The following is a 21,443-nucleotide window of genomic DNA, read 5'->3' on the forward strand; positions in this document are numbered from 1 at the left end:
TGTGTCGGCGGTTCGATTCCGTCTCGCGCCATTTCTTATATTACACGGAAGGGTAGCGAAGAGGCTAAACGCGGCGGACTGTAAATCCGCTCCTTCGGGTTCGGGGGTTCGAATCCCTCCCCTTCCATCTTATACGGGCATAGTTTAAAGGTAGAACTAAGGTCTCCAAAACCTTCAGTGTGGGTTCAATTCCTACTGCCCGTGTTAAACGTTATGGCGGGTGTGGTGAAGTGGTTAACACATCAGATTGTGGCTCTGACATTCGGGGGTTCGATTCCCCTCACTCGCCTATTTTATATTTTTGGGGTATAGCCAAGCGGTAAGGCAAGGGACTTTGACTCCCTCATGCGTTGGTTCGAATCCAGCTACCCCAGTTACTATTTGCCGGCGTGGCGGAATTGGCAGACGCGCTGGACTCAAAATCCAGTGTCCGCAAGGACGTGCCGGTTCGACCCCGGCCGCCGGTATAGTATTAAAGACAAGGTTTTCGGACCTTGTCTTTTTTTCTTTGTTGTATGTCGAGTTACCAATTTTTTCCATTTTAAAATAAATCATCAAGTTTATTAGCTAATGTTTTCTGTTTGCTAGGGTACAAATGGGAATAAGTATCAATTGTTGTTGTAATAGATGCGTGTCCTAATCTTTCTTTAACAACAAGATAATCTTCCCCTTGATTTATAAGTAATGATGCATGAGAGTGTCTTAAATCATGAATTCTTATTCTCTTTAAATCTTTATCCCTTTCTAGTATTTGCTTAAACTTCTTATCAATCATATTTTTTGTAATTGTTATTGGTGTACTCTGTATTATTTGTAGTTCTTCAGTATTTTTCGTAAATTCCTCAAGTTTTTCTTTTTGTTTTACTTTCCAATCTTTTAGCATTTCTGCTAATTTCTGATTTATTGTTATATTTCTAGTTCCTGATCGTGTTTTTGTAGTATTAATGTAGCTTGTATTATTGACAAAGTATACCGTTTTGGTAACGTATATCGTATTTGTTAAAAGATTTATATCATTCCAGTTCAATGCGAGGATTTCTCCCATTCTCATTCCAGTAAAGAAAGCAATTATGAAAAACAGGTCATAACTTATTTCATCATCTCGAATAAGTTCTCTAAATTTCGTGAATTCTTCTATACTCCAAAATTTAATATCAGGCTTCCTAATTGGTAATTTTCTCAGATTCTTAACTGGATTTTTGTCAATGAGAGATTTTCTTATACCAGTATCAAAAATTTTTTTAAGTAGAATTAGAACCTTATTAATTGTATTATAGCTTAAAACTTCATTTTCATTTTGTTTTTTAGGTTTTGTTTTTAGGTATTCACGAAATTCGAATATATGGTCATACGTTAATTTATTTAAATTTGTATTTTTAAAATATGGCTTGATATGACGCTCATAATTGTTTCTTTGTGTACTTGTGTAGCTTACTTTTCTGCCATTTTTCAAATCATCTTCTTCAAGTAAGTCGAATAACATATCCGTTGTGACTACAAAGTCAAATTGTTTTTCTTTTAATTCTACAACTTGAATATGTTGTTCTAGTTCTAGGGCTTCCTTTTTAGATTTTAATCCTTTTCGAATGATACGTATTCTTTTTTGTGTGACGGGGTGGAAACCATTAGAAACATCAACGGTCCATTTACCACTTTTAGTTTTACGAATAGTCATTCATTATGCTTCTTTCTGGAGTTCAATTCCTAGTAGTTCTTCAGCGACACTGGCTGGAATTGTACCAATCCGTTTGTTATCGTAGATATTAAAACCACGATTCACTAATAGTAATTTGCCAGTATGGATAATCTTTCTTGCAGTTCCTGGAGCAAATCCAAGTTCGATAAGGTCATCTTTTGTTACAGTTTTAATCATGTGCTCTCCTTTTCTAATTAGATTAAGTAAGGGGAGGATTAACTCCCCTTGTCTGATACTTATTTTTGTTTTACATCTACTAGATGGATTGCATCCGCCTTGTAATACATTGTCGTGCTAATCATAGTAGCTTGTAAATTGTCAAATGTTACTGGTACTTCATCCATTGCTTGGATATAGTCATTATCAACTAAAGCTTCTGGATTGTCTACTGAGACTTGGGTTGATTTCTTTTTGAATTGTCCATCCTTGATTGTTACATTGTATTTCCAACCAATGATTTTATCGGTATTAAAACGTCTTTCGCTACCATCTCGGTTTTTGATAATTTCTCCGTTTGCATCTGCTCGGACTTCAGTTTCAAATTTTGGAATAACTTCATCCAATTCAAATTTTGTTCCAATGTTATTAAAATTCCAGTCATTTTGTGAAAGCATTTTTGCCATAATTAATTTCTCCTTTTGATATTTTCTTTGATTGTAGGGATTAAATCTTCTCTTTTAAAGAGAATTGCCCTTTCTATTAATCCACTTGCTAAATCTGGTGGATATTCCATTTTGTTGAGTGCGAGATAGTTAGATTTCTCATACTCATGCAGTAAATTATTGTCGTATAGAAATTTATACGCTTTTAGAATAGCTCCAGAACCTTTATAGGTAAACCATTCTAATTTTTGTTCTAGTTCTGTTTTTTGTTTTGAAATAATGATAGAGACAGGTTTTGAGTGACCTAAAAACTTTTCCCAAGATCTCAAGGGTTTTGAGAAGTGACTATCACTATAGAATCTCACTTTTTCTTTGAGATATCCCTTGGTAAAGTTGAGAAGATCTATTTCTGAATGCAACCATTCTTGAATGAAGTAGTGAGCTTTTTCTTTCCTAAGTTCTAACTCAGTTCTTATCCAATTTTCTATATACCGCTTGCTGATCCCGAGCTTCTCAGCTCGTTCTAAGCGCTTATCGTAAATTCTAAGTCTTTCATCATCATTGGGTTTTCTTAAATATAAGGTCTGACCGATTGTTTCATCTCCGTAGGTATTGTAGTAGGTGCTTTTTCCATATATAAAGCGTTTCTTCTGACAAACCTTTAGAAGTTGATTAGGAGTGAAATAGGGTGTTTCATTAAAATCATCTATTGCAATATCAATTCGTCTTACTGAAAATTGATTGTAATTGTAGTAGAGGTTGTTCAAAAACTGTCTTTCGGACAGACTATTTGGATCTAATACCATATCTCTATAGAACTCGAGTGCCTGTCCTGACATGACAAGCATGTAGGACGACTCTTTCGCTCCATAGTAGATACGGATATTCCCATAATGAAGCTGGCTATCATAGTTATAGTATTTAAGGCTCCCTTTATTCTCAATAAATAGGTCATAGTCAAGAAATAGAATGTCTTCGATTATTTCTCTTGGCGAAAATTCAGTCTTATCAAACTGAATTTGAATCCAGTCAAATACAGAACGTAAATGTTCATTTTTTGCCATAGATTTTGATTCAACTTTTTGCTTAATTTTGCCACCCTTAAAATCTCCGAAACCCTTGGAAATACTGAATTCTTTCGATGGTACACCTAACTTGCAGAGGGTGGTGTTACTACACACCCTATCGGTCAAAAATGGTCCGTCCGCATCTACGCTCATTTTCGGCTTTCTGCCTCATGGCTCAGCCGAAAACTCGCTATTAGCCGAACCTATTTTTTGACCTCTTGTTAACAAACCCTAGTAAGCCGGTTTGCATCGACTCTTCAATATCTTGGATTTTCTTTTTTAGGTTGGAATTCTCAATTTTTATCAGTCGCATTTCTCGCTTAAATTCCTGTTTTAAGGCGCTCAGTTCATCGTAGAGCTCATCTATTACTTGGTTTAGGGATTCATGCTCATTGTCTGCTAGACTCCCAAATACGGCTTGTATAGCCTCTTTTAGACCTATTTCAAGTTTTAGTTTAGCTAACTTTTGAAATTGTCTAAGGTCTTCGTCTGTAAAATCATAGGCAACTGTATAACTTAATTGATGAGTTCTGGGATTTCTACTGATAGGAACTTTAATTTTCTTAAATTCCTTGCCACTTATCTCTTTAATCAGTTGAATCCAATTTTTAAGAGTAGAGGTAGAGTTTAGGCCAGAAATTTGATTGACTAACTCTTTATTGGTCATCTTTTTGTGAAACCTCCGAAATTTTCTTGTGCAACTGAAGAGTTTTCTGTGGTATAATTGTTACATAATATGTTTTGATCTTGGAACGAACGGCACATTTGTTTCAAGATTTTTTATTTTGTCGAATCTTACCTCCTTTATTAAAATTTTTTAAATCGACTACTAGTTACATACGCTTTTACCTCCTTTTATGCTATAATATTCTCAATGGAATATTCAATCTCAAAATAAATATTCCTTATGGAATAATTCTATTTTATACCGTTTGGAATATTTTGTCAAGCTAAAATATACGAATAAGAATATCTATAGGAGAATTATGTATACAGAGGATTATAAATTTTCAGAGAGGTTAAAAACTCTCAGAAAATCAAAAAAGTTAACTCAAGTACAAATATCGGAATTAATTGGAGTTCAACAAGGGACATATTCTCGGTGGGAGAATGGAACGTTAGAACCAGGATTAGAATTCGTTGTGAAATTGGCAAATATCTTTGGGACTACTACAGATTATTTGCTGGGACAAAAACCTTATTCAATTATCAGTAGTTTACCTCTAGAACAATTAGATCTTACCAATATTGCAAACTTTTCAAAGGATGAGTTTGATATTTTGAAACATTCAATAGCAGTTTCGGTGGCAAGAAATAAAATAAAGGCAACAGAACTAAAAGATAGAGTTATAGAAAAAAATCAGTTGTCAGAAAAAGATGCAGAACTTTTGAATAAGATTTTTGAAGAAGTTAAAACTTATTGGGAAAATTAGGAGGACGCTAGTCTTCAAAATTCCCTCCCAAAATGTGTCCAAAATATTGACAGAATTCTAGCTTTTCATTATAGTTCTTATGGAACTTTTTTTCTACAACAAAATAGGCTCCATAATATCCATAGGGGATTTACCCACTACAAATAGTATAGAGCCGGTTTTATTAATGTCCTGCATTTCCTAATAAGTTAACCATGACAACACCAATGATAATCAAAATTAAACCGATAATGCTATAAACATTTAGTGTTTCTTTGAAAATCATTACTGAGATAGAGGCTATCAAAACTAAACCGACAGCTGACCATGTTGCATAAGCTATTCCTACAGGAATTTTTTGCATTGCTAGTGATAAGAAATAGAAACAAACGCCATAGCTAAGTAGGGCAGAAACGGTTGGAATAGGCTTTGTAAAACCGTCTGATAATTTCAAAAGGTTAGTTCCCAATATCTCTCCTACAATGGCGATAAAAAGATAAAAGTATGACATGTCTTTAACCTCCTATATGTCATGTTTTTGCTCTAAGAGCTATTATAGCTATCCGTTTTTTATAAATCTTGGCACAAGTCATGAGAATTTGTAGTAAAACTGTGGCAGACACTTTTTCAGAACCAATAGCTGATAAGTTTAGTATATCATAAGATAAATTTTAAATAAAGTCTTGATTTATTTCAATGTCTTGCGTGGTCTCGATTTTACTGGTAAAATTACTTTTAAGAACTTTAAAAAAGAGGCTTCTATATTTGACAAAACAATGACTTGTTGTCCCGAATGTGGGCATCCTTTGGAGAAAAAATTTTTAAAAGATGAGGGAGATATTCCTTATTGTTCACAATGTGCGAGTTTTCGTTTTCCAGTCTTTAATACAGCAATTAGTGCGATTTTATTTAATGAAAAACATGATAAGATTCTCTTGATTAAGCAATATGACATGGCTGAGCATATTTTGCTAGCTGGTTATGTGTCTAATGATATTCACAACCAATTTCTACAATCATTAAAGGCAATTAATTTAGCCTCTCTTATTACGGATATGGGTAATAAAATTGCACAAAACTAGTCCAAAACTCTTTTTAATAAGGAGTATACTTTCTAGCATTTTATAGTTACTAAAAAGTATCTAAACTTTGGAAGTGATACTAAGTTTTAAAAAATATTATGGAAAAAAAGCTTATAAAATCAATATTTCTGAGATTTAAAACTAATAATATTAGACTCAAAATCCAGTGTCCGCAAGGACGTGCCGGTTCGACCCCGGCCGCCGGTATAGTAATAACGACAAGGTTTTCGAGCCTTGTCTTTTTATTTTTTCTTCCAATTTTTTCTCTAGGAGTTACTTAAAATTATTTAATATTTTTTTCAAATTTTCTTGTAAAGTTAATTTTTTATATTCTAGTTTTACTATATGTTTACTAAATCTTAATTTATTTCTTTATAAATTTAACTATAATAGGTCTATACCATTTACAAATTACACAGAAAGGTTTATAATGTAATTGACATAATAAATATTAGAAAAATGAATTACGGAGGTTATCATTATGCCTAAATATATTAAAGCGGATCAATTTTTCTATCCTCATGGTGTGCGCCGTGGTGGTTTTCTTGAACTAGTTGATGGAAAATTTGGTAAGCATGTGGATCAAGTATCTGAGGACGCAGAAATTATTGACTATACTGGTTATAGTATTGCTCCTGGTCTTGTTGATACACATATTCACGGATTTGGTGGGGTTGATGTTATGGATAATAACATCGAAGGTACTCTTCATACAATGAGTGAGGGTCTTCTTAGCACAGGTGTTACTAGTTTCCTACCAACTACTCTAACATCATCATACGAACAATTATTAGCTGTTACTGAAAATATTGGTGCGCGTTATCAAGAGGCTTCTGGTGCTAAAATTCGTGGGATTTACTTTGAAGGTCCATACTTTACTGAGGAATTTAAAGGAGCTCAAAACCCTGCTTACATGAAAGATCCTCGCATGGATGAATTTCGTGCTTGGCAGAAGGCTGCTAATGGTCTTCTAAATAAAATTGCCCTTGCACCTGAACGTGAAGGTGTTGAGGACTTTGTACGTACGGTTACTGGTGAGGGTGTTACTGTTGCTTTAGGTCACTCAAATGCAACTTTTGATCAGGCTAAGAAGGCTGTTGACGCTGGTGCAAGTGTTTGGGTTCATGCTTATAATGGTATGCGTGGCTTAACTCACCGTGAGCTTGGTATGGTTGGTGCTATGTATGAATTGCCACATACTTATGCTGAATTGATTTGCGATGGGCATCACGTTGATCCTAAGGCCTGTGACATTCTACTTAAACAAAAAGGTACTGAAAATATTGCTCTTATCACTGACTGTATGACAGCGGGTGGTTTGCAAGATGGTGACTACATGCTAGGAGAATTCCCAGTTGTGGTTGCAAATGGTACTGCACGTCTTAAATCTACTGGGAACTTGGCAGGTTCTATTCTCAAACTTAAAGACGGTTTGAAAAATGTTGTTGAATGGGGTATTGCAAATCCACATGAAGCAGTTATGATGGCCAGTCTCAACCCAGCAAAATCAGTTCATATTGATGACGTTTGTGGACAAATCCGTGAAGGCTACGATGCTGACTTTATCGTTCTTGATAAGGATTTGGAATTGGTAGCAACTTACCTTGATGGTGAAAAACGTTATCAAGCATAATCTCTAAAGTAGAAACTAGTTTAGTTTCTACTTTTTTTAATTTAGTTTGTTATTTCCTTCACATATTACTTGATTTTATTTATGAAAAGGCTTACAATTATGATATAAACAATACAAATAAAAAAACGGAGGTAAGCTTTATGAAAGCCTATACTTATGTTAAACCAGGACTTGCTTCATTTGTTGATGTTGACAAACCAGTTATTCGCAAGCCAACAGATGCTATTGTGCGTATCGTTAAGACTACTATTTGTGGTACTGACCTACATATCATTAAAGGGGATGTTCCTGCTTGTAAGAGTGGAACTATCCTTGGACATGAGGGAATTGGTATTGTAGAGGAAGTTGGAGCAGGCGTTTCAAACTTCAAAAAAGGCGATAAAGTTTTGATTTCTTGTGTTTGTGCCTGTGGTAAATGCTACTACTGTAAAAAGGGAATCTATGCCCACTGTGAAGACGAAGGCGGTTGGATTTTTGGACATTTGATCGACGGTATGCAAGCAGAATATCTTCGTGTTCCTCATGCTGATAATACTCTCTACCACACTCCAGCTGATTTGTCTGATGAAGCCTTGGTTATGTTATCTGATATCCTACCAACTGGTTATGAAATTGGTGTCTTAAAAGGGAAAGTAGAGCCTGGTTGTAGTGTGGCTATCGTTGGTTCAGGTCCAGTTGGCTTAGCAGCTCTATTGACTGCTCAATTCTATTCACCTGCTAAATTGATCATGGTAGACCTAGACGATAACCGTTTGGATACTGCAGTTTCTTTCGGTGCTACTCATAAGATTAATTCTTCAGACCCTGAAAAAGCAATTCAAGAAATTTATGATTTAACAGATGGTAGAGGTGTGGATGTTGCTATAGAAGCTGTTGGTATTCCTGAAACGTTTGATCTCTGCCAAAAGATTATCGGTGTAGATGGAACAGTAGCCAACTGTGGTGTGCATGGTAAGCCAGTTCAGTTTGATTTGGATACTCTATGGATTCGTAACATTAACGTAACTACCGGTTTGGTTTCTACCAACACAACTCCTCAGCTTTTGAAAGCTTTAGAAAGTCATAAAATTGAACCAGAAAAATTGGTAACTCATTACTTCAAACTAAGTGAAATTGAAAAGGCCTATGAAGTATTTGGTAAGGCTGCAGATCATCATGCGATTAAGGTTATCATTGAAAACGATATTTCAGAAGGTTAATCGAATTTTGAATCCAGTTATTCTTTTTAGAATAGCTGGATTTTTTGAAAATATTAGATAATTCGTGAAAGCAAGCAAATTTCTTTCATTGTTCTTAAAATTTCGCTATAATATACGATACAAAGGAAATGAAACTATGTATCGAGTTATAGAAATGTACGGGGATTTTGAACCTTGGTGGTTCATAGAAGGATGGGAAGAAGACGTCATTAGTAGTAAGAAATTTGAAAATTACTATGATGCCTTGAAGTATTATAAATCTTGCTGGTTTGAACTGGAAAAGAAAATTCCACTATATAAAAGTCGAGGAGACTTAATGACCATATTTTGGAATCCGGAGGATAAGCGTTGGTGTGAGGAATGTGATGAATTTCTGCAGCAATATCATTCCTTGGCTTTACTGGAAGATGGTCAAGTTATACCAGATGAAAAATTCAGACCGGGTTATGAAAAACAAACTGGTTTAGAAATCCACCGGACGTGTCGCATCAAAAAAGATGGAACAACTTTTTAATAAAGTTGTTCTTTTTTTTGTATTTTCTTCGAATAATTAACTGAGGAGGGAATATGGTACAAGCACTTGCACAAGAATTGATTAGTCTCGCAAAAAAGGATGGAGCTCAGGATATCTATTTTATTCCCAAGGACAAGGGTTATGAGTTGCATATGCGAATAGGTGATGAAAGGCGTTTGATTAATAGCTATGACTTTGAAAAGTTGGGCGCAGTGATTAGTCATTTTAAATTTATTGCGGGGATGAATGTTGGAGAAAAGCGTCGTAGTCAGCTTGGGTCCTGTGATTATCAGCATGATGGCAAGGTTTCTTCACTCCGCTTATCGACGGTAGGAGATTATCGTGGTCATGAGAGTTTAGTTATTCGCCTTTTGCACGATGAAGAACAAGAGTTGCGCTTCTGGTTTCAAGACCTTAAGGAACTAGAAAAGGGCTTTAGGCAACGCGGCCTTTATCTATTTGCAGGACCTGTAGGAAGTGGCAAAACTACCTTAATGCATGAATTAGCTAAGTCATTGTTTAAGGGACAACAAGTCATGTCCATTGAGGATCCAGTCGAGATTAAGCAAGAAGAGATGCTGCAATTACAACTCAATGAAGCTATTGGATTGAGTTATGAAAACTTGATAAAACTTTCTTTGCGACACCGACCAGATCTTTTAATCATTGGAGAAATCCGGGATAGCGAAACAGCCCGTGCTGTTGTAAGAGCGAGCTTAACGGGAGCTACAGTGTTTTCGACCATACATGCAAAGAGTATTCGTGGGGTCTATGAGCGTCTTTTAGAACTTGGTGTTAGTGAAGATGAACTCGCAGTTGTTTTACAAGGTGTTTGCTACCAGAGACTAATCGGGGGAGGAGGAATTATTGATTTTGCAAACCAAAATTATTCAGAACACCAGGCAGAAAAGTGGAATGAGCAAATTGATCAGCTTCTTAAAGACGGACATATCACTGCCCTTCAAGCTGAAACGGAGAAAATTAGCTACCAGTAAGCAGAAGAAAATCATCACTCTCTTTAACAATTTGTTTTCTAGTGGTTTTCACTTGGTAGAAATCATTTCCTTTCTTGATAGAAGTCTTTTGTTGGAGAAGGAATATGTTTCGCAGATGCGCCTAGGACTATCGAAAGGAAAATCTTTCTCGGAAATGATGGGGAATTTAGGTTTTTCGAGTGCGATTGTCACTCAGCTTTCATTGGCTGAAGTTCATGGAAATCTCCATTTGAGTTTGGGGAAAATTGAAGAATATTTGGATAATCTTGCTAAGGTCAAGAAGAAGTTAATTGAAGTTGCGACCTACCCACTTATTTTGCTAGCTTTTTTACTGTTAATTATGCTAGGATTGCGGAATTATCTCTTGCCCCAACTGGATAGTAGTAACATAGCTACCTTAGTGATTAGTAACCTGCCACAGATTTTTCTCGGACTTATTCTGGCACTAAGTCTTGCATCTTTAACAGGACTGATATTCTACAGAAAATCTAGGAAGATATCAGTCTTCTCTTTTCTGGCTAAATTTCCATTTCTAGGTGTGTTTGTTCAGTACTATCTAACTGCCTATTATGCTCGGGAATGGGGAAATATGATTGGACAAGGTTTAGAGTTGGCACAGATTTTCCAGATGATGCAGGAGCAAGGAGATCCTCTTTTTAAGGAAATTGGATACGATTTAGATCAAGCCTTGCAAAATGGGCATGAATTTTCGAAAGTTGTTCAGACCTATCCCTTCTTTAGAAAGGAGTTGGGATTAATCATTGAATATGGAGAGGTTAAATCCAAGTTGGGAAGTGAATTGGAAATCTATGCGGAAAAAACCTGGGAATCCTTCTTTACCCGAGTCAATCGGACCATGAACCTTGTTCAACCACTGGTCTTTATTTTTGTAGCCCTGCTAATCGTTTTATTGTACGCAGCCATGTTGCTGCCAATGTATCAAAATATGGAGGTAAATTTTTAGATGAAAAAAATGATGATGAAATTAAAAGAAACGAAGGCAAAAGCTTTTACACTGGTAGAAATGTTGGTGGTGTTGCTTATCATTAGCGTCCTACTTTTACTTTTTGTTCCAAATCTTACCAAGCAAAAGGATGCAGTCAATGATAAGGGGAAAGCAGCTGTCGTTAAGGTGGTAGAAAGCCAAGCAGAACTCTATAGTCTGGATAAAAATGAAGATGCTAGTCTAAGCAAATTACAGGCAGATGGACGCATTACTGCTGAGCAAGCAAAAGCCTATAAAGAGTATCATGCCAAGCAAAATAAGAGTCAGTCAGTTGCAGATTAGGGCCTTTACCATGCTAGAAAGTTTATTGGTCTTAGGAATAGTCAGCCTGTTAGCCTTGGGTTTGTCAAGTTCAGTTCAATCCACTTTTGCAGCTGTGGAAGAACAGATTTTCTTTATGGAGTTTGAGGAACTTTATCGAGAAACCCAGAAGCGAAGTCTGGCTAGTCAGCAAAAGATGAACTTGATTTTAGAAGAGACAAGTATTGGGAATGGCTATCAGAAATTGGCTATTCCTAAAGGCATTCAATTGCAGTCTAATCAGTCAATTACCTTTGATAAGGCTGGAGGGAATTCGTCTCTAGCTAGCGTGAGATTTCAAACAAGGAAAGAAGTGGTTCGCTACCAACTATATCTAGGAAATGGAAAGATTAAACGTATTCAAGAAGCAAAAAATTAAGGCGGTTATTTTACTGGAAGCAGTGATTTCACTAGCCATTTTTGCCAGTATAGCAACCCTCTTGCTGGGACAGATTCAAGAAAGTAGAAAAAGAGAAGTAGAACTTCTAAAACAGGAAGAAGTTTTGCGAGTGGCTCGTATGGCCTTGCAGACTGGACAAAAGCAGTTGACTGTCAATGGCCTTACGGTTCATGTTGTCTCGAATGAGCAAGGTTTGGAGGTATACCATGGAACGGAGAAATTACTGGCGATTCAAGACAAGTAGGGTCAGAGCTTTTACACTTTTAGAATCCTTGGTTGCCCTTATCGTTATTAGTGGTAGCTTGCTCCTCTTTCAAGCTATGAGTCAGCTCTTGGTTTCAGAGGTTCGCTACCAGCAGAGAAGTGAGCAAAAAGAATGGCTTTTATTTGTGGATCAGCTAGAAGCAGAGCTGAATCGAGCCCAATTTGAAAAAGTGGAGAATGATAGGCTTTACCTCAGACAGGAAGGTAAACCCATTTCCATGGGTAAATCAAAGTCAAATGATTTCCGGAAAACAGATGCCAGTGGACGTGGTTATCAACCCATGGTCTACGGTCTAAAATCAGCTCGAATTCAAGAAAAAGGGCAGGAGCTGCACTTTCACTTTCAGTTTGAAAAGGGACTAGAGAGGGAATTTATCTATCGTGTTGAAAAAGAAAAAAGTTAGAGCAGGAGTTCTCCTATACGCTATCACTATTGCTGGAATTTTTAGTCTTTTGTTGCAGTTTTATCTAAATCGGCAAGTAGCACATCATCAGGATTATGCCTTAAATAAACAAAAACTTCTTGCATTTGCTATGGCTAAGAGAACCTATGAAAAAGCTTTTTCTGAAAATGGAGAGCAGTCATTTAATGTAGGGAAGTCAACTTATCGAAATGACGAGAATTTCTTCACAACGACTATTGACACAGGAAAAAATAAGTTTGAATTTCACTTTTCTCCTTTAAAAAAGACCGGTCAAAAGTCTGAGAAAACAGAAAACAAGTCCAAAGAAGGAAATGAGGAGAAAACAGAAGAAGGGAGCAAAAAAGAGACTGCTAGGTCTTCAAAATTAGCACCTTCAAAGAAGGGCACAGAGTAGTTTGGACGAGGTTTTTACCTGAAATCATGCTATAATAGATACATATGGAGGACCAAAAATGGCAAGTGTAAAATTGTATCTAGTGCGTCATGGGAAAACAATGTTTAATACGATTGGGCGTGCTCAAGGATGGAGTGATACTCCTTTAACAGCTGAAGGTGAGCGAGGTATTCACGAACTGGGAATTGGCTTGCGTGAATCAGGCTTAAAGTTTGAGCGTGCTTATTCAAGTGACTCAGGACGTACCATCCAGACTATGGGAATTATCCTTGAGGAACTAGGTTTGACAGGACAAATTCCTTATCGTATGGATAAGAGAATCCGTGAGTGGTGTTTTGGTAGCTTTGATGGTGCTTATGATGGGGACCTATTTATGGGCATCATTCCTCGTATCTTTAATGTTGATCATGTGCATCGTTTGTCCTATGCGGAGCTAGCTGAAGGTCTGGTAGAAGTGGATACAGCAGGCTGGGCTGAAGGATGGGAAAAACTAAGTGGTCGTATCTGGGAAGGTTTTGAAGCCATTGCCAAGGAAATGGAAGCCAATGGGGGAGGAAATGCTCTGGTAGTCAGCCATGGAATGACTATTGGTACCATTGTTTACCTCATTAACGGCATGCATCCACATGGTCTTGATAACGGAAGTGTGACGATTCTAGAGTACGAAGATGGTCAGTTCTCAGTCCAGATTGTTGGGGACTGTAGCTACCGTGAAATTGGACGAATTAAGCTAGACGAGCAAGCTAGTTCAGAACAATAAAATTCAGCACTAAATTTAGAAGAATTTTTAAAGGATTGATAGAATGCTAATGTCGTGCTTGCACAAGCTTCTGAGAGCTGAGTGCTTTGACAATAGCATTCTTTTTTGTTAGAATAGTATCAACATGAAAGCATAAGAAGGGACTGACAGAACTGTCGTCCCCTTTTGTCTATCTTATAAGGGGGAAATATGCTGTTTCAGAAAATAAAAGCCTATAAATGGCAGGCCCTGGCTTCCTTGGTTATGACAGGTCTAATGGTAACGAGTTCACTCTTGCAACCACGTTATTTGCAGGAGGTTTTAGAGGCCCTACTAACAGGTGATAATGAAGCTATTTATACTATCGGTTTTTGGTTAATTCTTGTTGCCTTGATTGGTTTGGTTGCAGGTGGGATCAATGTAGTGTTAGCAGCTTACATTGCTCAAGGAGTTTCGTCTGACTTACGTGAAGATGCCTTTCGTAAGATTCAAACTTTTTCATACGCCAATATTGAGAAGTTTAATGCAGGGAACCTTGTCGTTCGTATGACCAACGATATCAACCAGATTCAAAACGTCGTTATGATGACCTTCCAAATCCTCTTTCGACTACCACTTTTGTTTATCGGTTCCTTTATTCTAGCAGTTGTCACCCTACCTTCACTGTGGTGGGTGCTAGTTCTTATGGTCATTCTGATTGTTGCCATAATGGGTTTTATGATGGGAGTTGTGGGACCACGCTTTGCAAAATTCCAGACCTTACTAGAGCGTATCAATGCCATTGCTAAAGAAAATTTGCGTGGTGTGCGCGTGGTTAAGTCTTTTGTCCGAGAAAAAGATCAGTTTGATAAATTTACGCAGGTGTCAGATGAATTGTTGGGAGAAAACCTTTATATCGGTTATGCCTTTTCTGTTATGCAACCTGCAATGATGTTGATTTCTTACGGGGCTGTTTTTCTCTCAATCTGGCTTGTAGCCGGTATGGCAGAGTCAGATCCATCAGTTGTTGGATCCATTGCTTCCTTTGTAAACTACCTGAGTCAGATTATCTTTACCATCGTCATGGTTGGATTTTTGGGGAATTCAGTCACTCGTGCTATGATTTCCCTCCGTCGTATTCGTGAAATCCTTGATACAGAACCAGCTATGACTTTCAATGATGTGGAAGATGAAGTTTTAGAAGGAAGTCTCAGCTTTGAACATGTAACCTTCACCTATCCAAATGATGAAGAACCTATCCTAAAAGATGTATCCTTCGATATCGCAGCTGGTGAAATGGTTGGGGTTGTCGGAGCAACTGGTGCAGGAAAATCAACCTTGGCTCAATTGATTCCACGATTATTTGATCCTCAGCAAGGTTCGATCAAGATTGGTGGAAAGGACATTCGGACAGTTAGTGAAGGGACGCTTCGTAAGACAGTTTCTATCGTCCTACAAAGAGCCATTCTCTTTAGTGGAACCATCGCAGATAATCTCAGACAAGGTAAGGGAGATGCGACAGTTTCAGAAATGGAACGCGCGGCTCGCATCGCCCAGGCCAGTGAATTTATTAGTCGTATGGACTTGGCCTTTGAAAGTCCAGTTGAGGAACGTGGGACTAACTTTTCTGGTGGACAGAAGCAACGAATGTCTATTGCGCGTGGGATTGTCAGCAATCCTCGTATCTTGATTTTTGATGATTCAACCTCTGCCCTTGATGCCAAATCGGAACGTTTGGTTCAAGAAGCTCTCAACAAGGATTTGAAGGGGACGACTACGATTATCATCGCACAAAAGATTAGCTCTGTTGTGCATGCTGATAAAATTTTAGTGCTTGACCAAGGTCGCTTGATTGGTCAAGGCAAACACACTGACTTGGTTGCATCAAACCCGGTCTATCGTGAAATTTACGAGACGCAAAAAGGAAAGGAGGAGTAGGATGAAGACATTTGAATTCTTTTGGAACTATTTTAGAGTTTATAAGATATCTTTTGTCGTTGTTATTGCTATGATTATCATTGCAACGATTGCACAAGCCCTCTTTCCAGTATTTGCAGGTCAAACAGTCACGGAACTAGCTAATTTAGTTATAGCTTATCAAAATGGAAATCCTGATATAGTTTGGCAAAGTCTATTAGGACTCTTGATTAATCTTGCTTATATTTTGATTGTGCTCGTGGTGTCGAGTCTTATCTATATGGTTTTGATGAGCCGTATTATTGCCGAATCGACAAATGAGATGCGTAAGGGACTTTTTGGCAAGCTTTCTCGCTTGACTGTTTCCTTCTTTGACCGCCATCAAGATGGTGATATCCTGTCACGTTTTACCAGTGATTTGGATAACATCCTACAGGCTTTCAACGAAAGTCTGGTGTCTGTTATGACCAATATTGCCCTTTATATTGGCTTGCTGATTGTCATGTTCGCAAAAAATGTGACCTTGGCCTTGATTACGATTGCTAGCACTCCGATAGCTGTCATCATGTTGATTGTCATTTTGAAATTGGCAAGAAAATACACCAACCTCCAACAAAAGGAAGTTGGGAAGCTCAATGCTTATATGGATGAGAGTATTTCGGGTCAGAAAGCCGTTATTGTTCAAGGTATTCAAGATGATGTGATTGCAGGTTTTGTTGAGCAAAACGAGCGTGTCCGTAAAGCAACCTTTAAGGGCAGAATGTTTTCAGGAATTCTCTTTCCTGTCATGAACGGAATGAGCTTGGTCAATACAGCTATTGTTATTTTTGTCGGTTCAGCTGTTTTACTGAATGATCAGAATATCGAGACAGCGACAGCTCTGGGTTTGATTGTCATGTTTACCCAGTTTTCTCAGCAATATTACCAACCAATTATCCAATTGGCAGCGAGTTGGGGAAGTTTGCAACTTGCTTTTACAGGTGCAGAACGTATCCAAGAAATGTTTGATGCAGAAGAAGAAATTCGTCCTCAAGATGCTCCAGTCTTTAATGAATTAAAAGAGGGTGTGGAGATTCGCAAGGTAGACTTTTCATACCTGCCAGGGAAACCGATTCTAAAAGATGTTAGCATTTCAGCGCCAAAAGGGAAGATGATTGCGGTTGTTGGTCCGACAGGTTCGGGGAAAACAACCATCATGAACTTAATCAATCGTTTTTATGATGTGGATGCAGGTAGTATCAGCTTTGATGGAACAGATATTCGCGAGTTTGATTTAGACAGTTTGCGAAGTAAGGTGGGAATTGTCTTACAGGATTCAGTTTTATTTAGCGGAACCATCCGAGACAATATTCGCTTTGGTGTCCCTGATGCTAGTCAAGAAATGGTAGAAGCGGCAGCTAAGGCTACACACATCCATGACTACATCGAAAGCCTGCCAGATAATTATGATACTTTGATTAATGATGACCAGAGCGTATTCTCAACCGGTCAGAAGCAGTTGATTTCCATTGCTCGAACCCTGATGACAGATCCCCAGGTCTTAATTTTGGATGAGGCAACATCAAACGTGGATACTGTAACAGAGAGCAAGATTCAAAATGCTATGGAGGCGATTGTAGCAGGAAGAACTAGTTTTGTGATTGCCCATCGCTTGAAAACCATTCTTAATGCCGATCAGATTATTGTCCTTAAGGATGGTGAGGTTATCGAACAAGGAAATCACCATGAATTACTCAAGCTTGGAGGCTTTTACTCCGAACTTTATCACAATCAATTTGTCTTTGAATAATACTCTTCGAAAATCTCTTCAAACCACGTCAGCGTCCTAGTTTGCTCTTTGATTTTCATTGAGTATAAGCAAAAAAGTTGTCCTAATTTTGGGCAACTTTTTCTGATAAAAAATTTTTATCACGGACTTAAAAAATACATATTAGACAGGAGTGGGCAAGGATGATAAGATAAGATTATCAATGGAGAAGGAAAGGAAATCAGTGATGGCAAGAACAGTTGTTGGAGTTGCAGCAAATCTATGTCCTGTGGACGCAGAAGGAAAAAATATTCATTCATCAGTCTCTTGTAAATTTGCTGAGAGTATTCGTCAGGTTGGCGGACTTCCTTTGGTCATTCCAGTTGGTGATGAGTCGGTGGTCCATGACTATGTAGAAATGATTGATAAGCTTATCTTGACTGGGGGACAAAATGTTCATCCTCAGTTTTATGGTGAGGAAAAAACAATTGATAGCGACGACTATAACCTAACTCGCGACGAGTTTGAGCTAGCTCTTCTACAAGAAGCCTTGCGTCAGAACAAGCCAATCTTAGCCATTTGCCGTGGCGTTCAGCTTGTCAACGTTGCCTTTGGTGGGACACTCAATCAGGATATTGAAGGTCATTGGCAAGGTCTACCTTTTGGGACTTCACATTCTATTGAGACAGTGGATGGCAGTGTAGTATCTAAATTGTTTGGTAAAGAAAGTCAGGTTAATTCAGTGCATCGTCAGAGCATTAAAGATCTGGCACCCAATTTCCGTGTGACGGCTGTGGATCCACGTGATCAAACTGTTGAAGCAATCGAATCTATCGACGAACACCGCATTATCGGCTTGCAGTGGCATCCAGAATTCTTGGTCAATGAAGAAGATGGCAACTTAGAATTATTTGAGTATTTATTGAATGAATTATAACGACTAGAATCTTAGTCGTTTTTTTATTCATTATTTACGAATCTTTATAGAATCGTGTTTTTACGCAAACGTTTGAATTGTGATAAAAATTGGAAATTTTTAGTATAAAAACTTGAAAAAATTGTTAGTAAGCGTTATGATAGAAAAGAAGAAATTTTGGAGGAATACTATGTCACATATTAAATTTGATTATTCAAAAGTATTAGACAAATTTGTTGCACCACATGAAGTGGAATACATGCAAGCACAAGTTACAGCAGCAGACGAATTGATCCGTAAAGGAACTGGTGCTGGTAGCGACTTCTTGGGTTGGTTGGACCTTCCTGAAAACTATGACCGCGAAGAATTTGACCGCATCTTGAAAGCTGCTGAGCAAATCAAAGCAGACAGCGATGTTTTGGTGGTTATCGGTATCGGTGGATCTTACCTTGGAGCGAAAGCTGCCATTGACTTCTTGAACCACCACTTTGCAAACTTGCAAACAAAAGAAGAACGTAAAGCACCACAAATCCTTTACGCTGGGAACTCAATCTCATCTACTTACCTTGCTGACTTGGTAGAGTACGTTTCAGATAAAGATTTCTCAGTAAACGTGATTTCTAAATCAGGTACAACAACTGAACCAGCGATTGCTTTCCGTGTCTTCAAAGAACTTTTGGTTAAGAAATACGGACAAGAAGAAGCTAACAAACGTATCTACGCAACAACTGACCGCCAAAAAGGTGCTGTTAAGGTTGAAGCAGATGCTAACGGTTGGGAAACATTTGTTGTTCCAGATGATATCGGTGGACGCTTCTCAGTATTGACAGCAGTTGGATTGCTTCCAATCGCTGCGTCAGGTGCAGACATCAAAGCCCTTATGGAAGGTGCTAACGCAGCTCGTAAAGACTATACTTCAGACAAAATCTCTGAAAACGAAGCTTACCAATATGCAGCTGTTCGTAACATCCTTTACCGTAAAGGTTATGCAACTGAAATCTTGGTAAACTACGAGCCATCACTTCAATACTTCTCAGAATGGTGGAAACAATTGGCTGGTGAGTCAGAAGGAAAAGACCAAAAAGGGATTTACCCAACTTCAGCTAACTTCTCAACAGACTTGCACTCATTGGGTCAATTTATCCAAGAAGGAACTCGTATCATGTTTGAAACAGTTGTCCGTGTAGACAAACCACGTAAGAACGTGATCATCCCTACTTTGGAAGAAGACCTTGACGGACTTGGATACCTTCAAGGAAAAGACGTTGACTTCGTTAACAAAAAAGCAACTGACGGTGTTCTTCTTGCCCACACTGACGGTGACGTGCCAAACATGTACGTAACTCTTCCTGAGCAAGACGCCTTCACTCTTGGTTACACAATCTACTTCTTCGAATTGGCCATCGCCCTTTCAGGTTACTTGAATGCCATCAACCCATTTGACCAACCAGGTGTTGAAGCTTACAAACGTAACATGTTTGCCCTTCTTGGTAAACCAGGATTTGAAGAATTGAGCAAAGAACTTAACGCTCGTCTATAATAGAATAAAAAAGAGTGGTTTTACCACTCTTTTTGCTTTTTCTCGAAAAGAGAAATTGGACTCTGGCGAGACTTGTGATATAATATAGAGAGCGAAAAGGCAGATGCCTAGAGACTTTATAGGAGAAGATATGTCAAAAGATATTCGTGTGCGTTATGCACCAAGTCCAACAGGACTATTACACATCGGTAATGCTCGTACAGCATTGTTTAACTACTTGTATGCACGCCACCATGGTGGAACTTTTATCATCCGTATCGAAGATACTGACCGCAAACGTCATGTCGAAGACGGAGAACGTTCACAGCTTGAAAACCTTCGTTGGTTAGGCATGGACTGGGATGAGAGTCCAGAGACTCATGAAAACTACCGCCAGTCTGAGCGTTTGGAACTCTATCAAAAATATATCGACCAACTCTTAGCTGAAGGAAAAGCCTACAAATCTTACGTTACAGAAGAAGAATTAGCAGCAGAACGTGAACGTCAAGAAGCAGCAGGTGAAACACCTCGTTACATTAACGAATACCTTGGCATGAGCGAAGAAGAAAAAGCAGCTTATATCGCTGAACGTGAAGCGGCAGGCATCATCCCAACGGTTCGTTTGGCTGTCAATGAGTCTGGTATTTACAAGTGGCATGATATGGTCAAAGGTAATATCGAATTTGAAGGTGGCAATATCGGTGGGGACTGGGTTATCCAAAAGAAAGATGGTTACCCAACTTACAATTTTGCCGTTGTCATTGATGACCACGATATGCAAATCTCTCATGTCATTCGTGGAGATGACCACATTGCTAATACGCCAAAACAGCTCATGGTCTATGAAGCGCTTGGATGGGAAGCACCAGAGTTCGGTCACATGACACTTATCATCAACTCTGAAACTGGGAAGAAGTTGTCTAAACGGGACACCAACACCCTTCAATTTATCGAAGATTACCGCAAGAAAGGTTACCTTCCAGAAGCAGTCTTTAACTTCATCGCCCTTCTTGGATGGAATCCTGGTGGGGAAGATGAAATCTTCTCTCGTCAAGAACTTATCAACCTCTTTGATGAAAACCGCCTTAGCAAATCTCCAGCGGCTTTCGACCAGAAGAAAATGGACTGGATGAGTAATGAGTACATTAAGAATGCGGATCTTGAGACTATCTTTGAAATGGCCAAACCATTCCTTGAAGAAGCAGGACGATTGACTGATAAGGCTGAGAAATTGGTGGAACTCTACAAACCACAAATGAAGTCAGTGGACGAAATTGTTCCATTGACAGACCTTTTCTTCTCAGATTTCCCAGAATTGACAGAAGCAGAGAAAGAAGTCATGGCTGGTGAAACCGTTCCGACTGTACTTGAAGCCTTTAAAGCCAAACTCGAAGCCATGTCAGACGATGAGTTTGTGGTAGAAAATATCTTCCCACAAATCAAAGCAGTCCAAAAGGAAACTGGTATCAAAGGGAAAAATCTCTTCATGCCAATCCGTATCGCCGTTTCAGGTGAAATGCATGGTCCTGAATTGCCAGATACCATCTACTTGCTTGGACGTGAAAAATCAATCCAACACATTGAGAAAATGTTGGCAGAAATTGCAAAATAGCATACAAAAAGAGCTCAAATATTGA

24 protein-coding genes and 5 tRNA genes are annotated in these 21,443 nt (G+C 38.2%); 23 read left to right on the plus strand and 6 right to left on the minus strand.

The genetic code is table 11. The annotated features are described in order from the left end of the window. Window positions 1–46: 46 nt before the first annotated feature. The 5 genes from HMPREF2957_RS00580 to HMPREF2957_RS00600 all read left to right on the plus strand — a co-directional run bounded on the left by HMPREF2957_RS00580 (window position 47) and on the right by HMPREF2957_RS00600 (window position 467). Window positions 47–127, plus strand: a tRNA-Tyr gene (locus tag HMPREF2957_RS00580). Window positions 128–133: 6 nt separating this feature from the next. Further along, window positions 134–204: transfer RNA gene (locus HMPREF2957_RS00585), tRNA-Trp, on the plus strand. Between the two features lie 12 nt (window positions 205–216). Continuing rightward, a tRNA-His gene (locus HMPREF2957_RS00590) sits at window positions 217–289 on the plus strand. A 13-nt stretch (window positions 290–302) separates the two neighbouring features. Beyond that, window positions 303–374: transfer RNA gene (locus HMPREF2957_RS00595), tRNA-Gln, on the plus strand. 9 nt (window positions 375–383) lie between these two features. Next, window positions 384–467: transfer RNA gene (locus HMPREF2957_RS00600), tRNA-Leu, on the plus strand. Window positions 468–541: 74 nt separating this feature from the next. On the opposite strand, the gene HMPREF2957_RS00605 is transcribed toward HMPREF2957_RS00600, so the two are convergent. The 5 genes from HMPREF2957_RS00605 to HMPREF2957_RS00625 are packed head-to-tail and all read right to left on the minus strand — an operon-like array spanning window position 542 to window position 4,032. After that, window positions 542–1,675 carry a tyrosine-type recombinase/integrase gene (locus tag HMPREF2957_RS00605; protein ID WP_070676992.1) on the minus strand — a complete coding sequence of 378 codons (1,134 nt, stop codon included), beginning with the start codon at window positions 1,673–1,675 and terminating at the stop codon, window positions 542–544. A 3-nt stretch (window positions 1,676–1,678) separates the two neighbouring features. Beyond that, complete coding sequence (locus HMPREF2957_RS00610; RefSeq protein WP_000598356.1) at window positions 1,679–1,873, minus strand: DUF3173 domain-containing protein; 195 nt, start codon at window positions 1,871–1,873, stop codon at window positions 1,679–1,681. A gap of 59 nt (window positions 1,874–1,932) precedes the next feature. Then, window positions 1,933–2,319 (minus strand): hypothetical protein, encoded by a 387-nt coding sequence (locus HMPREF2957_RS00615; RefSeq protein ID WP_061599443.1) that lies wholly within the window; start codon window positions 2,317–2,319, stop codon window positions 1,933–1,935. Between the two features lie 2 nt (window positions 2,320–2,321). Continuing rightward, complete coding sequence (locus tag HMPREF2957_RS00620) at window positions 2,322–3,518, minus strand: replication initiation factor domain-containing protein (protein ID WP_070676993.1); 1,197 nt, start codon at window positions 3,516–3,518, stop codon at window positions 2,322–2,324. Window positions 3,519–3,558: 40 nt separating this feature from the next. Next, complete coding sequence (locus HMPREF2957_RS00625) at window positions 3,559–4,032, minus strand: hypothetical protein (protein WP_000182279.1); 474 nt, start codon at window positions 4,030–4,032, stop codon at window positions 3,559–3,561. A 319-nt stretch (window positions 4,033–4,351) separates the two neighbouring features. Between HMPREF2957_RS00625 and HMPREF2957_RS00630 the strand changes: the two genes are divergently transcribed. Then, window positions 4,352–4,798: a helix-turn-helix transcriptional regulator gene (locus tag HMPREF2957_RS00630; protein WP_000287814.1), complete on the plus strand. Its 447-nt coding sequence runs from the start codon at window positions 4,352–4,354 to the stop codon at window positions 4,796–4,798. A gap of 163 nt (window positions 4,799–4,961) precedes the next feature. On the opposite strand, the gene HMPREF2957_RS00635 is transcribed toward HMPREF2957_RS00630, so the two are convergent. Beyond that, window positions 4,962–5,288, minus strand: coding sequence for a DMT family transporter (locus tag HMPREF2957_RS00635; protein WP_049505554.1), 327 nt, complete (start codon window positions 5,286–5,288; stop codon window positions 4,962–4,964). 172 nt (window positions 5,289–5,460) lie between these two features. Between HMPREF2957_RS00635 and HMPREF2957_RS09310 the strand changes: the two genes are divergently transcribed. The 17 genes from HMPREF2957_RS09310 (at window position 5,461) to gltX (ending at window position 21,418) form a co-directional block, all read left to right on the plus strand. Further along, window positions 5,461–5,859, plus strand: a complete 399-nt coding sequence (locus tag HMPREF2957_RS09310; protein WP_049496811.1) for a hypothetical protein — start codon at window positions 5,461–5,463, stop codon at window positions 5,857–5,859. A gap of 481 nt (window positions 5,860–6,340) precedes the next feature. Further along, complete coding sequence (gene nagA / locus HMPREF2957_RS00645; RefSeq protein ID WP_070676994.1) at window positions 6,341–7,492, plus strand: N-acetylglucosamine-6-phosphate deacetylase; 1,152 nt, start codon at window positions 6,341–6,343, stop codon at window positions 7,490–7,492. A gap of 140 nt (window positions 7,493–7,632) precedes the next feature. Then, window positions 7,633–8,691, plus strand: coding sequence for a zinc-dependent alcohol dehydrogenase family protein (locus HMPREF2957_RS00650; RefSeq protein WP_004251543.1), 1,059 nt, complete (start codon window positions 7,633–7,635; stop codon window positions 8,689–8,691). 136 nt (window positions 8,692–8,827) lie between these two features. Then, window positions 8,828–9,205, plus strand: coding sequence for a DUF1033 family protein (locus HMPREF2957_RS00655; protein WP_036752150.1), 378 nt, complete (start codon window positions 8,828–8,830; stop codon window positions 9,203–9,205). A gap of 53 nt (window positions 9,206–9,258) precedes the next feature. Beyond that, window positions 9,259–10,200, plus strand: a complete 942-nt coding sequence (gene comGA, locus HMPREF2957_RS00660) for a competence type IV pilus ATPase ComGA (RefSeq protein WP_070676995.1) — start codon at window positions 9,259–9,261, stop codon at window positions 10,198–10,200. Next, entirely contained in the window at window positions 10,121–11,164 is a 1,044-nt protein-coding gene (gene comGB, locus HMPREF2957_RS00665) for a competence type IV pilus assembly protein ComGB (protein WP_070676996.1), read from the plus strand. Before comGA ends, comGB begins: the two co-directional genes overlap by 80 nt. Then, the gene (gene comGC / locus HMPREF2957_RS00670) at window positions 11,165–11,488 is read left to right on the plus strand and encodes a competence type IV pilus major pilin ComGC (RefSeq protein WP_036752159.1); all 324 of its coding nucleotides are present in this window, start codon (window positions 11,165–11,167) and stop codon (window positions 11,486–11,488) included. Further along, window positions 11,451–11,885 carry a competence type IV pilus minor pilin ComGD gene (comGD, locus tag HMPREF2957_RS00675; protein ID WP_261674140.1) on the plus strand — a complete coding sequence of 145 codons (435 nt, stop codon included), beginning with the start codon at window positions 11,451–11,453 and terminating at the stop codon, window positions 11,883–11,885. Before comGC ends, comGD begins: the two co-directional genes overlap by 38 nt. After that, window positions 11,848–12,150, plus strand: coding sequence for a competence type IV pilus minor pilin ComGE (comGE, locus tag HMPREF2957_RS00680; protein WP_016466889.1), 303 nt, complete (start codon window positions 11,848–11,850; stop codon window positions 12,148–12,150). Before comGD ends, comGE begins: the two co-directional genes overlap by 38 nt. After that, window positions 12,113–12,574, plus strand: a complete 462-nt coding sequence (gene comGF / locus HMPREF2957_RS00685) for a competence type IV pilus minor pilin ComGF (RefSeq protein WP_070676998.1) — start codon at window positions 12,113–12,115, stop codon at window positions 12,572–12,574. Before comGE ends, comGF begins: the two co-directional genes overlap by 38 nt. Further along, a complete protein-coding gene (gene comGG / locus HMPREF2957_RS00690) occupies window positions 12,552–12,989 on the plus strand; it encodes a competence type IV pilus minor pilin ComGG (protein WP_070676999.1) in 438 nt (145 codons plus the stop codon). The genes comGF and comGG overlap by 23 nt, the downstream gene beginning before the upstream one ends. Before the next feature lie 58 nt (window positions 12,990–13,047). Then, window positions 13,048–13,749: a histidine phosphatase family protein gene (locus HMPREF2957_RS00695; RefSeq protein WP_070677000.1), complete on the plus strand. Its 702-nt coding sequence runs from the start codon at window positions 13,048–13,050 to the stop codon at window positions 13,747–13,749. 189 nt (window positions 13,750–13,938) lie between these two features. Continuing rightward, window positions 13,939–15,645: an ABC transporter ATP-binding protein gene (locus HMPREF2957_RS00700; protein ID WP_070677001.1), complete on the plus strand. Its 1,707-nt coding sequence runs from the start codon at window positions 13,939–13,941 to the stop codon at window positions 15,643–15,645. 1 nt (window position 15,646) lies between these two features. Then, complete coding sequence (locus tag HMPREF2957_RS00705) at window positions 15,647–17,413, plus strand: ABC transporter ATP-binding protein (RefSeq protein WP_070677002.1); 1,767 nt, start codon at window positions 15,647–15,649, stop codon at window positions 17,411–17,413. 205 nt (window positions 17,414–17,618) lie between these two features. After that, window positions 17,619–18,308 carry a gamma-glutamyl-gamma-aminobutyrate hydrolase family protein gene (locus HMPREF2957_RS00710; RefSeq protein WP_004251575.1) on the plus strand — a complete coding sequence of 230 codons (690 nt, stop codon included), beginning with the start codon at window positions 17,619–17,621 and terminating at the stop codon, window positions 18,306–18,308. A gap of 169 nt (window positions 18,309–18,477) precedes the next feature. After that, a complete protein-coding gene (locus tag HMPREF2957_RS00715; RefSeq protein WP_004251578.1) occupies window positions 18,478–19,827 on the plus strand; it encodes a glucose-6-phosphate isomerase in 1,350 nt (449 codons plus the stop codon). A gap of 130 nt (window positions 19,828–19,957) precedes the next feature. Then, window positions 19,958–21,418, plus strand: a complete 1,461-nt coding sequence (gene gltX, locus HMPREF2957_RS00720) for a glutamate--tRNA ligase (protein ID WP_070677003.1) — start codon at window positions 19,958–19,960, stop codon at window positions 21,416–21,418. The last annotated feature ends 25 nt before the right edge of the window (window positions 21,419–21,443 follow it).

The organism is Streptococcus sp. HMSC062D07 (assembly GCF_001814215.1).
Classification (GTDB): domain Bacteria; phylum Bacillota; class Bacilli; order Lactobacillales; family Streptococcaceae; genus Streptococcus; species Streptococcus infantis_I.